This window comes from Amycolatopsis albispora, assembly GCF_003312875.1.
GTDB classification, from domain to species: Bacteria; Actinomycetota; Actinomycetes; order Mycobacteriales; family Pseudonocardiaceae; genus Amycolatopsis; species Amycolatopsis albispora.
In genome coordinates, this window is sequence record NZ_CP015163.1 from 2,044,833 (window position 1) to 2,057,201 (window position 12,369).

Below are 12,369 nucleotides of genomic sequence, written 5' to 3' on the forward strand. Positions count from 1 at the left end.
TGCTCAGGCGAGTGGTTCGGGGGTGCGGGCGCGGGCCCGCAAGGTGGGCGACAGCCAGGCGAACGCCACACCGGCGGCGAGGACCGCGGTACCGGCCACGAGACCGCCGCGAGCGCCCGCGCCGGTCACCGCGACCGCGCCCGCCAAGGCGGCTCCGGCGGGCTGGCCGACGCCCCAGGCGAGCATCCGGCCGGTGGTGTTCACCCGTGCCTGCAACTCGTCGGGGCTCAGCTGCTGCCGGTAGGTGACCGCGTTGAGCACGACCGCCGAATGCGCTGTCCCCCAGCAGATCACCGTCAGCACGGCGAGCAGCCAGTGCGTGGTCAGCGTGGTCGCCACCGCGGCGAGCAGGGAGCACGGCAGGGCGGTGAGCGCGAAACGGGCGGGGCCGAACCGGGCGCCCAGCCGCGGCACGAGCCGGGCGGCGAGCACGCCACCGATGCCCCAGCAGGCGAACAACACGGCGAGCCGGGCGTCACCGGACGCACGCACGCCGAGTGCCTGGTCCGCGAACGGCACGAGCATGGCGACCCACGCGCCACCGGCGGCCGCGTGGGTCATGCCGACCAGCGTCAGCAGCCGCACCACGGGCTCGCGACGCAGGAAGCCCAGCCCGGCACCGATGTCCGACCACAACCTCGCCGGACGCTCGCCCGCCGGAACGGCCGACAGCGGCCGGGTGATCGCGCGGATCAGCAGCGCCGACGCGACCGCGGTGACCGCGTTGAGCGCCATCAGCGGCGCCGGTGCGGCGAGCACCACCGCCAGCCCCGCCAGCGGGGGCACGGCCACTTCGACGATCGTGGTGGCGCCGTAGAGCTTCGAGTACGCCGCCGTGAGCTTGGCGCGGCCGACCAGGGTCGGCAGCGCGCCGAAGTTGGCGGCGTCGAAGAAGACAAACAGGACCTGGACGGCGAAGGCGACCAGCAGCACGTGCACCGCCGTCAGCAGGCCCAGCCACCACGCCAGCGGCACGCTGGCGAGCAGCACCGCGGTCGCCAGTTCCAGCCCCACCATCAGCACCCGCCGTGGCGCGCGGTCGGCCACCGCACCGGCGACCAGGCCGAACAGCAGGTACGGCAACGCTTCCGCCACTGCCACGGCCGAGGTCCAGCCCGCCGAGCCGGTGAGCTGGTACACCAGCACCGGCAGCGCCACCACCGACACCACGCTGCCCGCCACCGACACCACGCGCGCGGCCAGGTAACGCCGGAACGCCTTCTCGATCTCCACGCGCGTCAACCCCGCGCGGCGACAAGATCGCCGTCGATGTCCACAGAGGACGCGCCAGCCGCGCGCAGCTCAGCCGCCAGTGTCGTGGCGGAGACCGTCCACCAGTCGTAGTGCGTGACCGCGGTGGTGATTTCGGCGTCACCGTCGAGGGTGCGGTAGGTCATCGTCCAGCGGAGACGGTCCGGGCCGACCGGTTCCGCCCGGCCACGGCCCTCGTAACGCAGGCGCCCGGCGCGCACGGCGAATGGCTCGCTCTCGGGCACCTCGACCGCCGTCTCGGGCGGCTGGACGTTGAACACCACCGGCGCGCCGGGCGCGAGCCGGGGCACGAGCGCGGTGAACAACGCACGGCGGTCGCCCGGGGCGAGGTGGCCGATCATGTGCATGCCCACGGCCGCCGCGATCCGGTCCGGCAGGGGCAGGTCGGCCGCGCCCGCCGGGTACACGGTGACGCGGTCCGCGTCCGGCCGCGCGGCGAGGCGGGCGAGCAGGACCGCGCGCAACTCCGGCGACGGCTCGGCGGCCAGCACCGGCGCGTCCGGCACGGTGTCGAGCAGCACGTCGGTGCCGAGTCCGGTACCGGCCCCGAATTCGACCACCACTCCCCCGGCGGGATCGACGCCCGCCAGGACCGCGGCCAGGCGGCCCGACAGCGACGTCCACATCGGACGGCTGAGCAGGTGCAGATATTCCGCCGACGGTGCGTATTCGCGGTAGTTCACGGCCGCCGCCCGGAGGTGAGCGCCACCGGCAAGACCACATCACTGGCCCAGATCACGTCGTAACTCCCCGGGGCCACGTCAGCGCCCCGGCACGCGCCAGGCCCAGTACCGACGTCGAGTGCCCTGGCCCCCGGCCGCAACCCCAGCGAGGCCACCGCGGCTTCGACCGCGCAATCGCGCCTGGTCAGCAGGTCCCCGGCCAGTCTCGCGCCGAGCCCCGGCCAGGAGCCCGGGTCACCACCCTGTGCCACCGCGTCCACCCTTCCCACCACGCACCGTCACCATTCACCCAGGCGCAGCACCGGATGCGCCGCCTCCCTAGTGGAAATGATAACCATGAGTATTAACCCGGCGTGCGGGCCGGTCGGGCGGAGTGCCCTCTGCGGGAGGCAGGATGTCGCCATGAGCGAGCCCACCTTCACCCTCGTGCAGCTGCGGTACTTCGAGGCGGCGGCCCGGCACCTGAGCATGACCGCCGCGTCGAAGGAGCTGATGGTGTCCCAGTCGGCGGTGTCGACCGCGATCGCGCAGCTGGAGAAGGAGATGGGGGTGCAGTTCCTGCTGCGCCACCACGCCCGCGGGCTCAGCCTGACCACCGCCGGTGAGACGTTCTACAAGCGGGTGCTGGATTTCCTCGCGCACGGCGCCGAACTGGTCGAGACCGCCCGGCAGGCGGGCACCGAACTGGCCGGGACGCTGACGGTCGGCTGCTTCGCCACGCTCGCGCCGTTCCGGCTGCCGAGCCTGCTGGCGGAGTTCGAGGCCCGGCATCCCCGGGTCCACGTGTCGCTGCGTGAAGGCGAGCACCACGCGCTCACCTCGGCCCTGCGCTCGGGTGAGACCGAGCTCGCCCTGCTCTACGGCTACGACCTGGGTGACGACATCGATCGTGAGGTCGTCGGCACGGCACCGCCATACGCGCTCGTCGCCGAGGACCACCGGCTCGCGCGGCGCAAGCAGCGCAAGGTGTCGCTGCACGAACTGGCCGACGAGCCGATGGTGCTGCTCGACCTGCCGCACAGCCGTGAGTACCTGCAGTCGATCCTCAGCTCGAACGGGGCGGGCTCGTCGAGCGCTTCCGCCCGCCCCGCGGGCGCCGTGATCACTACCGGCTGGCCGAGGACGTCTTCGGCCGCGCGTTCCGGGCCAAGATGACCGAATTCGCCGCGTTCGCCGCGGCATTCTCCACGAACTCCTCGACATCGGCCACGGGGCGACCGGCTTGATCTTACGAAAGGAGGAAGCTGGTCCCGGAAGGGTGGGAGCGCGCCCGGCGGTGGACTTAGCTGGCGGAGGCAGCAGCACACCAGCCTGGGAGGATGGAAATGCGCACAACCGGGAGAAGAGCCTCGATCGTGGCGGCGGCCGTGGCCGCGGCGGGGATCCTGACCGCGGCACCCGCGTCGGCGAGCGGCCCTGAGCTGAGGCCGGGTTTTGTCTCACCGCCGGTGCTCACCGGCGGCGACGGCGCGGTCCAGACCATCGTGCTGTCCGCACCGGCACCGCCCGGCGGAACCCACGTTTCCCTCTACGGCGACCTGGTCTACGGCCACTCGACCGGCCGTCACGCCTACGTTCCCGCCGGCGCGACCACGGTCAGCTTCCCGTTCCGGACCGCCGCACCCGCCACCGACGTGGTCCGCACGCTGCACGCGCAGGTCAGCGGCGCCCCACTGGTCCCGGTCGCCGAGGTGACCATCCGGCCCGCGGATCCCGCCACCCGCGCGGTGACCTCGCTGTCCTACACCAAGGAATCACTGGTCGTGGGCGAAACCACGCAGGGCACAGTCACCCTCGCCCAGCCCGCACCCGCCGGTGGCCTCGCCGTCAGCCTGTGGAGCAACACCCACTACGGCCCCGGCGTCCACGTACCGCCCTACGTCGTGGTGCCCGAAGGCAGCACCACCGCCACCTTCCCGCTCAAGGCAACCAGGGCGGAGACTCCCGCGGTCGTGTCACCGTCAGCGGACCTCGGCACCTCCCGGGCCAGCCGGGACGTCGTGGTCGTGCCCGACCGGTTCGCCCTCTCCGACGGCCTGCTGCTCAAACCGGGAACGGTCACCCCAGGCGCCATCGGCATCGGCCGCGCGCCGAACCCCGAAGGCACCACCGTGCGGCTCCACACCGACTTCCCCGGAGTAACGGTGCCATCGACCGTGCACATCCCGCCCGGCTCCCCGGGTATCGCCATTCCACTCACCGCGGCCCCGTCGATTCCGCGCGGCAGCCAAGGCACACTGACCGCCACCTGGAACGGCACCACGGCAACCACCACCTTCATCACCGGGTGACGAGGGCCGGCGGCCGCTGGGCTTCTACGCCCGCATCAGGATGAAGTCACCGTGGCCGCCGTAGCCCAGGACCGGTTCGGCGTACTGGGTGCCGTTGAACGTGGGCATCCACCAGGAGCCGTTCACCCGGACCAGCATCGGGTGCGGGATGTTGGTGCCGTACGGGGCATCGAGCGTGCCCAGCTTCCGCATGCGCAGGTCGTACACCGGGTACTGGCGGGCATCGCCGTCGCTGGCCAGCACGTACCACTGGCCGCCGATCCGCTGGATGATGGTGCCTTCGGTCTGGTCGACCGACAGATCGGCGCCGACCAGTTCGAGGCCGTCGGTGTAGTCGGCGCCGCGGGGGCCCGCCGCGAGCGCGGGGTGGAACACGAACGACGGCTGCTGGGCCGGGCTTTCCACGAAGGCGAGGTGCCAACTGCCGTTGATCTTGGTCAGCGCCGGATCCCACGAACTGACGCTGGTGGGCAAGGGCAGCCGTGCGGTGGGCAGAACGTGGACGCCGGAGAGCACGTCGGCGCGGGTGGTGGCGTGGCGGATGTGCACCCCGTTGAAGGCGAAATCCCCCCACGAACTCATCAGGACGATGAATCGCCGCCGCTCGTCGTCGTAGACGAGCTGGCCGGCGTGATCGCCGAGCACCACCCCGTCACGGGCGAAGAACAGCGTCGCGACCTGCTCGAGCTTCGTCGGGTCGGCCAGGTCGAGGGTCCACACCGCCCAGTGCGCCTGCTGGAAGAATCCCAGCCCCGCGTTGGTCATCGTCAGGTACAGCTTGCCGTTCTTGACGAAGGGCCTGCCATCGGCGTGCTGGACGACGTGCGGGTCACGCACCCCGGCCTGGCCGAAGTAACCGGCGCGCACCCGGCCCAGCCGCGCGGAACCGCCGCCGCGTCCGCCGTAGGCGTAGCTCAGCTTGCCCAGCACCGCCGGATCGCGCAGGTCGACGCGGGCGCGGACCTGGTCCCGTTCGGTGAGCAGTGGCTGCCACCCGGCCCCGGTCCCGGTCGGGTCCGCCAGCACGGTCACCGCGTTCTCGTTGACCACGACGGCGAAGCCGAACGGCGCCCGCAGCGTGGCGGGAGCGGTCTTGACCACGCTGGTCGTCCCGCCCTGGGTGACCTCGATGCTGACCGTGCCGGTGCCGGCGTCGTAGGCGCCGAGCACGGCCGCATCGTCACCGGCGAACCCGGCGACGACCCCGGCGTCACCGTCGAGCCGCCTGACTTCGACGGTGACGGTGCCGAAGGGCGCCCTGGGCCGGACACCGGTGGTGATCAGGGTGCCGCGCGCGTCCTGGCGCGGCGCCACCGCCGAGTCGTACTGCACGAACCGCGGGGCGATGAGGTCGAACGGCCGGAACTGCTCGATGACGGAGAAGTGCAGGTCGAACGGGGTGGCCTCGGTGCTCGCGCCGGCGCCGGTGGTGCCGAGCAAGCCCGCCGCACCGGTCACCCCCAGCAGCGACAAACCACGCAGGACGTCACGCCGGTCGATTCCGTACTCGCTCACAAGACCTCCGGTCTGGGGATTCCGGGACGACCCGCGGGGGGCCGGGGCACCCAAGCTTGCAACGTGGCATACCGCACCGCAAGAGCCAATTCGGGCAAGCCGCGGTGGGACAAGACGGACCGCTACCGCCGCGTCGGGCCGCGGATCCGAGCGCGGCACCAGCCTCGGTGCCAAGGCCGCGTCCCGGCTCGGCATACTCCCCACAGCCAGGCTCCGCGAAAGCTGAGTTCCGCGATCTGAGGAGAACGATGTCCTTGCCCAGCCAGCCGCTCACCGCCGATCTCTACGACGAGCACGGCGAGACCCTCGAGTCGTGCGACACCCAGTTCCGGCAGTTCGGGGGCCGCGCCGTGTTCTCCGGCCCGATCGTGACGGTCCGCTGCCACGAGGACAACGCACTGCTGAAAGCCGTGCTCTCCGAACCGGGCGAAGGACGCGTGCTGGTCGTCGACGGCGGTGGCTCGGTGCACCGCGCCCTGCTCGGTGACGTCATCGCCGGGATCGCGGTCCACAATGGATGGTCCGGCGTGGTGATCAACGGCGCGGTCCGGGACGTCGCCGCCCTGCGGGAGCTGGACCTCGGCGTGAAGGCGCTCGGCTCGAACCCGCGCAAGAGCGCCAAAACCGGCGCGGGCGAACGCGACGTGGTGCTCGAGTTCGGCAACGCCACCTTCACCCCGGGCGCCACCCTGCACAGCGACGACGACGGCATCGTCGTCCTGCCCGCGGACCACTGAACACCAGCCGGTCCGATCACGGGGGGCAGCCCGCGCCTCCGTCGAGCAGCCAGTTGCCGCCCCACGGGTAGAGCCCGTGCCCGCCCTGGTCGGCCGTCACCAGCGCGGCCCGATGCTGGCCGTGGAGCCGCCCAGCATCGGGTGCTTCACCCGGTCGACGGCCACCGCGCGCTGGTGGTCACGGATCGAATCCGGCCAGCGCGAATCACCGCGGCGTCCAGCCGCTTCGCCAGCTCGAAGTACTTGGCGGTCACCTGTTCGGGGTGCGCGGCGACCTTCGGCTCGCCCAGTGACGCCGAGGGCTGACGCTCCTCACGCGGTCCCACTGCGACGAAGGCGCTCACGGGCCTCGCTTTCGGACAGTGAGGCGATGGGCTGTCCGACCGTGTGCTGGTGTTTGGCGTCGTAGGCCCGGGTCCAGACGCCCGCCGCCCACGCCCGCTGGAGTTCGTCGTCGGTGAACTTCCGGCCACGGGCGTGGCAGTACGCGTCGAGGAACCGCTCTGTTTCCTCCACGGTCGCCAACTGGTCCACGTCGACGCTCGAATACAGCGCGGCGGCAAAGCCGACGAGGACGGCCTCGCTGTCCACGGTCATGCTGTCCCAGTCGTGGACCACCAGCAGCGCGTCGCCGTTCCAGCGCAGGTTTCCGGCAAGCCAGTCGCAGTGACCGATCACCGCTTCGGACTGCCCGGCCCGCAACCGGTCACGGGCCAGGCGTCCGGCATCGTCAATCCACTTCGGACCGTCCACCTCGTTGAGGTTGACGCTGGAGCCCTCGGGACGCGACCACAGCCCGTCCTCGTTGTGGTCCCACGCCGCCCACGACGGCGGTGGGTCCAGTGTGGACACCTCGAACGGCCGTGGCGCGAGCTTGATCAGCCGCGCAAAGGCCTCGGCGGAAGCGTTGTCCTCGCTCGGGAGCGCATCGCCGTCGGGCACGTAGACCTCCGCGGTTGCCACGTCGTCACCGAACGGCTCGGCGCCGGTGAGTGGCTGAGGGCACGGATAACCGGCCTGGAACATGCGCCGCTGCACCTCGACGCAGGCCGCCACCCGCGGCGAGCCCGGGCGCACCTTGACCACGACCTCGCGGCCGTCAGCCAGCCGCAACCCGATGACCGCGGACAGGTGCCCGGACCTGAAGATCTCCCCCACGGGCGGGCTGCCCAGCTGCTCCACGCACCACCGAGCAAGGCGAACGGAATCGACCGACATCAGTACATTTTCGCATGTCTTCGTGGTCGGCGCGTCCGGTTCATGGCTTGACGGTCACCGGGCGGACGAGGCGGATGTCGGCAACCGAGCGTCCGATGTGGAGTTCGAAGTCGCCGGGTTCGGTTGTCCAGGTGGTGGTCCAGTGGGCGAAGGTGCGCCGCGGGATGGTGATGTCCACTGTGGCCCGGGCACCGGCGGCGCATTCCACCGTAGCGAAGCCGGCGAGCCATCGGTGCGGGCGGTCCACCGTGCTGTCCGGGCGGGCGGCGTAGACCTGCACGACCTCGCGGCCGTCGCGGGTGCCGGCGTTGTGGACGGTCACCGTGACCCGCACGTCTCCGTCCGCAGTGTCCGGTGGAACCACGCGGGCTCGCTCGTAGGACCAGTCGGTGTAGCCGAGGCCGTGACCGAACCAGTACGCGGGTTCGACCTTGTCGCGTTGCCAGGCGCGGTAGCCGATGAACACGCCCTCGTCGTAGGCGAGCTTTCCGGCCACCGGCCGCACCTGCGTCACCGGTGCGTTCTCCAGCCGGGCGGGCCAGGTCGTGGGCAGCCTGCCGCCGGGTTCGGCCTGCCCGAGCAGCACGTCCGCGAGCGCGGAACCCGCCTCCTGGCCGGGGAACCAGCTCAGCAGCACCGCGGCGACCTCGTCCCGCCACGGCATCTCCACCGGCGAACCGGAGTTGACCACCACGACCGTGCGAGGGTTGACCGCGGCCACCCGGTGCACCAGCTCGTCCTGGCGGCCCGGCAGGCGCAGGTCGGCGCGGTCGAAGCCTTCGCTCTCCACCCGCTCGGTCGTCGCCACGACGACGATCGCGGTGTCGGCCGCCGCCGCGGCGGCCACCGCCTCCCCGATCAGCTCGTCCCCGTCGCGCCGCGGCTCGCGGTGCGCCAGCGCGCAACTGACCGCCCGCATCGGCGCGTCCGACGTGTCGGGCACGGTGTAGGTCAGGCCGACCTCGACGGTCTCCCCCGCGGTCAGCTCCACCGTCGCACGCTCGGCCGGTGCGGCGAAAAACGCCTCGAACGGGTCGCCGCCGTCGGCGACCGCGGCGCCGTCGAAGCGCGCCTCGCCGTTGACCGACAGCACGAACGCGCCGAGCCCTTTGGTGCCGAACGCGTGCAACCCGGACTCGCGCGGGGTGAACGTGCCGGTGATCTCCACCGTGTGCAGCCGGTCGTGCGTGACACCGCTGGGCAGGTCGTCACCGAACCACTGCACCATCCCGTTGGGCAGCACCTCCTCACCCAGCACCACTCCATCGGCGTCCCGGCACACCGCACGCAGCGCGAAGCCGGTGTCCGCGACACCCAGCTCATCGGTCGGGTCGGCGCCGATCCGGAAGGTCAGGGCGTCCTCCGGCAGCGCGGCGCGCAGGCCGTCCAGCGGGGACACCACCCGCGCCGGGAAAACCTGCGCCGACCCGCCACCCAGCACACGGGCGTCCCGGGCCGCCGCGCCGAGCAAGGCGACCGTGCCGTGACGCGCGGGGTCCAGCGGTAGCACGTCGTCCTGGTTGCGCAGGAGCACAAACGCGCGTCCGGCGAGTTCGCGGGCCAGCGCCACGCCGTCGATCGGCGCGGGTAGCTCGGTGACCGCGGGCGCGACCCGGTCCCAGACCCCGGTCCGCGCGGCCAGGCGGAGCACCCTGCGCACCGCGTCGTCCACTGTGGACTCAGACACCTCGCCCGCGCGGACGGCCTCGGCCAGTGCCGCGCCGTACACGGTGCGCGGACCGGGCATCGCCATGTCGAGCCCTCCCCCGATAGCGCCCACGGTGGACCGGGCGGCGAACCAGTCGGAGACGATGGCGCCGTCGAAGCCCCACTCCTCCCGCAGGACACCGTTCTGCAGCTCGTCGTGTTCGGTCATCGTCCGCCCGTTGACCGAGTTGTACGCCGCCATCACACCCCACGGCTTCGCCCCGGAGACGATCATTTCGAACGGCGCCAGGTACAGCTCACGCAACGTCCGCTCGTCCACGACGTTGTCCACAGTGAACCGATCGGTCTCCGCGTCGTTCGCGACGAAGTGCTTGACCGTGGTCCCGACGCCACCCTCCTGCACACCACGCACGTACCCGGTGCCGATCGCCCCGGTTAGGTACGGATCCTCGGAGTAGCACTCGAAATGCCGGCCGCCCAGCGGTGAGCGGTGCAGGTTCACCGTCGGCGCCAGCAGCACGTGCACGCCCTTGCGGCGGGCTTCCTGCGCCAGCAGGTGGCCCGCCCGGCGGATGAGCCCGGGGTCCCAGGTGGCCGCCATCGCGGTGGGACTCGGCAGGGCGATCGACGGATCGGCGGCGGTCCACCGCACACCACGGACCCCGATCGGGCCGTCGGACAGCACCAGCGACCGCAGGCCGATCTCCGGCAACGCGGGCAGTGACCACATGTCGCGACCCGCCAGCAGCCTGGTCTTCGCGTCCAGGTCGAGCGCGGGCAACGCGGCGTCGATCGCCGCCTCGAGATCGACGTGCTGACTGCTCAACTGCGACTCCTCTGCGACGGAACGGCTGCCACCATCGTCACCCAGACACTTGACAGCTGGTAGGTATTGTTTTCGTTTCGTTATGTAACACGCACCGGCTAGGCTGGCTTCGTGGGCACAGCAGAGCAGGCCGGGCCGGTCGGCGCAGCACGAGCCGGACGGCGCGCGGACCGCCGCGGTGAAATCCTCCGGGCCACCATGGCCGTCATCGCCGAACGCGGCTACCGCGGCGCCTCACTGGCCGCCGTTGCCGAACGGGTCGGCATCACCCAGCAGGGCCTGCTGCACTACTTCCCCACCAAGGAAGACCTGCTCATCGCCGTACTCGAAGCCCGCGACGAATGGGACACCGGCGCCGCCGGGAAGCAGGCCACCAGCCCGTGGCCACTAGACCTTCTCGCCACCCTGATTGAGTACAACGCCAGCAGGCCCGGTGTGGTGCAGACTTTTTCCGCCCTGCTCGGCGAGAGCGTCACCGAGGGCCATCCGGCACAGGACTTCTTCGCCCGCCGCTACGCGACGATCCGCACGTCGCTGACCGAGACCCTGCGCGAGGAGTTCGGCGACCGCCTGCCCGGCAACCTCACCCCGGAAGCCGTGGCCCCGCTGGTGATCGCGGTGATGGACGGCATGCAGTTCCAGTGGCTCCTGGAACCCGGCGAAGTGGACATGCCCGCCGCGTTCCGCACACTGGTCCAGCTGCTTCGCCAGGCCACCTGAGCCCGCCAACTCGGAAACAGGTAACGCGGACAACGCCAAATGGTCACGAACGGATAACGGCACAGACTGAGCGGTCGGTGGCCGTGATGTGATGCCCCGCACGCGCCGAGGCAGTGGTGCCCGGCATCGCGTTCAGGAGGCGGCCATGGCCCCCACACTGCCTGACCCAGCACCGCACACTGCGACTCCGGCGGCCGACGTCCCGGTCGTGTATCCCGGTCGCCGGCGGACGCTGATCGGCTCGCTGATGATCGGCAACTTTTCGCTTTTCCTCGCCTATTCGGGCCTGCTCGGCATCCTGCTGCCGAACCAGGTCGCCGGGGTGGACCCCGATGGGAAGGTCTCGAGCCTCGGCCTGGTGGTGAGCGTTTCGGCGTTCGCCACGCTTTTTGTGCAGCCCATTGTCGGGGCGCTGTCCGACCGCACCCGCAGCCGGTTCGGCCGCCGGACACCGTGGATGGTGCTCGGCGCGCTGCTGGGCGCCGTGTTCCTGGTGACGCTTCCGGTGGCGGGCTCGGTCGCCCTGCTGGCCGTGCTCTGGCTGCTCGTGCAGGTCTCGCTCAACATCGTGCAGGGCCCGATGACGGCGATCCTGGCCGACCGGCTGCCCGCCGGGCAACGCGGCACGGCGTCGGCGTTCGTCGGCGTCGGCAGCATGGTCGGCGCCACCGCGGGCGTGCTGCTGGCCGCGCGGTTCGCCGCCGATCTCGGGGTCGGCTACCGCGTTTTCGCCGCCGTCGTGCTGGTGGTGGTGCTGCTGTTCGTCATCGTCAACCGGGACACCTCCAGCGCCGGACGGCCGCGTGCGGCGTGGTCGTGGGCGGCGTTCCTGAAGGGCTTCTGGGTCAGCCCGCGCAGGTATCCCGACTTCGCCTGGGCGTTCGCCGCCCGGATGTTGTTCGTGCTCGGGTACTGGGCCGTCTACAACTTCCAGCTCTACATCCTGGTGGACCACGTCGGCATCCCGCTGGAGCGGGCGAACGCCGTGACCGGCCAGCTGTCGCTGGTGATGCTCGCCGGCACCGTGCTCTCCAGCTTCGTGACGGGGCCGTGGTCGGACCGCGTCGGCCGCCGCAAGCCGTTCGTGATCGCCGCGTCGGTGGTCACCGCCGCCGGGCTGGCCTGCCCGCTGATCAGCCCGACCCTCGGCGGCATGTTCGCGTTCGCGGCGATCGCCGGGTTCGGGTTCGGCACCTACATGACCCTGGACGTCGCCCTGATGACCCAGGTGCTGCCCAGCGACGACGCCGCCGCCAAGGACCTGGGCCTGCTCAACGTCGCCACCAATCTCCCGCAGGCCGTGGCGCCGACCTTCTCCGCGTTCCTGATCACCCTTGCCGGGTACCACGCCCTGTTCGCCGTCGCCGGTGTGCTCGTGCTTGCCGGCGCCGCCGCGTTCCTGCCCATCCGATCCGTCCGCTGACCTCGAGGAGCAACCG

The 12,369-nt window shown here is 71.5% G+C and carries 12 protein-coding genes; 5 read left to right on the forward strand and 7 right to left on the reverse strand.

Going from position 1 to position 12,369, the window contains the following annotated elements; translation table 11 throughout:
• Nucleotides 1–3 precede the first annotated feature (3 nt).
• From A4R43_RS09465 to A4R43_RS09475, 3 genes are read right to left on the reverse strand one after another with little or no spacing between them, the layout of a single operon-like run.
• Nucleotides 4–1,233, reverse strand: a complete 1,230-nt coding sequence (locus A4R43_RS09465; RefSeq protein WP_236808861.1) for an MFS transporter — start codon at nucleotides 1,231–1,233, stop codon at nucleotides 4–6.
• A 5-nt stretch (nucleotides 1,234–1,238) separates the two neighbouring features.
• Entirely contained in the window at nucleotides 1,239–1,955 is a 717-nt protein-coding gene (locus A4R43_RS09470; RefSeq protein ID WP_113691979.1) for a class I SAM-dependent methyltransferase, read from the reverse strand.
• Nucleotides 1,952–2,227, reverse strand: coding sequence for a hypothetical protein (locus A4R43_RS09475; protein WP_162788388.1), 276 nt, complete (start codon nucleotides 2,225–2,227; stop codon nucleotides 1,952–1,954). The genes A4R43_RS09470 and A4R43_RS09475 overlap by 4 nt, the downstream gene beginning before the upstream one ends.
• 130 nt (nucleotides 2,228–2,357) lie before the next feature.
• Here A4R43_RS09475 and A4R43_RS09480 point away from each other — a divergent pair, with 130 nt between their 5' ends.
• Nucleotides 2,358–3,110: a LysR family transcriptional regulator gene (locus tag A4R43_RS09480; RefSeq protein WP_236808862.1), complete on the forward strand. Its 753-nt coding sequence runs from the start codon at nucleotides 2,358–2,360 to the stop codon at nucleotides 3,108–3,110.
• Between the two features lie 164 nt (nucleotides 3,111–3,274).
• Complete coding sequence (locus A4R43_RS09485; protein WP_162788389.1) at nucleotides 3,275–4,246, forward strand: hypothetical protein; 972 nt, start codon at nucleotides 3,275–3,277, stop codon at nucleotides 4,244–4,246.
• A gap of 24 nt (nucleotides 4,247–4,270) precedes the next feature.
• Here A4R43_RS09485 and A4R43_RS09490 read toward each other — a convergent pair whose 3' ends face one another.
• On the reverse strand, nucleotides 4,271–5,761 hold the full coding sequence (locus tag A4R43_RS09490; protein ID WP_162788390.1) for a hypothetical protein: 1,491 nt from the start codon (nucleotides 5,759–5,761) through the stop codon (nucleotides 4,271–4,273).
• A 248-nt stretch (nucleotides 5,762–6,009) separates the two neighbouring features.
• On the opposite strand from A4R43_RS09490, the gene rraA reads away from it, so the two are divergent.
• Nucleotides 6,010–6,498 carry a ribonuclease E activity regulator RraA gene (rraA, locus tag A4R43_RS09495; RefSeq protein ID WP_113691982.1) on the forward strand — a complete coding sequence of 163 codons (489 nt, stop codon included), beginning with the start codon at nucleotides 6,010–6,012 and terminating at the stop codon, nucleotides 6,496–6,498.
• Nucleotides 6,499–6,644: 146 nt separating this feature from the next.
• Here the strand turns inward: rraA and A4R43_RS09505 are convergent, their stop codons facing one another.
• From A4R43_RS09505 to A4R43_RS09515, 3 genes are read right to left on the reverse strand one after another with little or no spacing between them, the layout of a single operon-like run.
• A complete protein-coding gene (locus A4R43_RS09505) occupies nucleotides 6,645–6,842 on the reverse strand; it encodes a hypothetical protein (protein ID WP_162788391.1) in 198 nt (65 codons plus the stop codon).
• Nucleotides 6,811–7,716, reverse strand: a complete 906-nt coding sequence (locus A4R43_RS09510) for a phosphotransferase (protein WP_236808864.1) — start codon at nucleotides 7,714–7,716, stop codon at nucleotides 6,811–6,813. The genes A4R43_RS09505 and A4R43_RS09510 overlap by 32 nt, the downstream gene beginning before the upstream one ends.
• Before the next feature lie 40 nt (nucleotides 7,717–7,756).
• Nucleotides 7,757–10,210, reverse strand: a complete 2,454-nt coding sequence (locus tag A4R43_RS09515) for a glycoside hydrolase family 3 protein (RefSeq protein ID WP_236808866.1) — start codon at nucleotides 10,208–10,210, stop codon at nucleotides 7,757–7,759.
• Between the two features lie 111 nt (nucleotides 10,211–10,321).
• Here A4R43_RS09515 and A4R43_RS09520 point away from each other — a divergent pair, with 111 nt between their 5' ends.
• Nucleotides 10,322–10,930, forward strand: a complete 609-nt coding sequence (locus A4R43_RS09520; protein WP_236808868.1) for a TetR/AcrR family transcriptional regulator — start codon at nucleotides 10,322–10,324, stop codon at nucleotides 10,928–10,930.
• A 208-nt stretch (nucleotides 10,931–11,138) separates the two neighbouring features.
• Nucleotides 11,139–12,353 carry an MFS transporter gene (locus tag A4R43_RS09525; protein WP_162788392.1) on the forward strand — a complete coding sequence of 405 codons (1,215 nt, stop codon included), beginning with the start codon at nucleotides 11,139–11,141 and terminating at the stop codon, nucleotides 12,351–12,353.
• The last annotated feature ends 16 nt before the right edge of the window (nucleotides 12,354–12,369 follow it).

Coding starts and splice junctions, on each gene's coding strand:
- A4R43_RS09480 (WP_236808862.1), top strand. CDS start 2,358: ATGAGCGAGCCCACCTTCACCCTCGTGCAGCTGCGGTACTTCGAGGCG.
- A4R43_RS09485 (WP_162788389.1), top strand. CDS start 3,275: ATGGAAATGCGCACAACCGGGAGAAGAGCCTCGATCGTGGCGGCGGCC.
- rraA (WP_113691982.1), top strand. CDS start 6,010: ATGTCCTTGCCCAGCCAGCCGCTCACCGCCGATCTCTACGACGAGCAC.
- A4R43_RS09510 (WP_236808864.1), bottom strand. CDS start 7,716: ATGTCGGTCGATTCCGTTCGCCTTGCTCGGTGGTGCGTGGAGCAGCTG.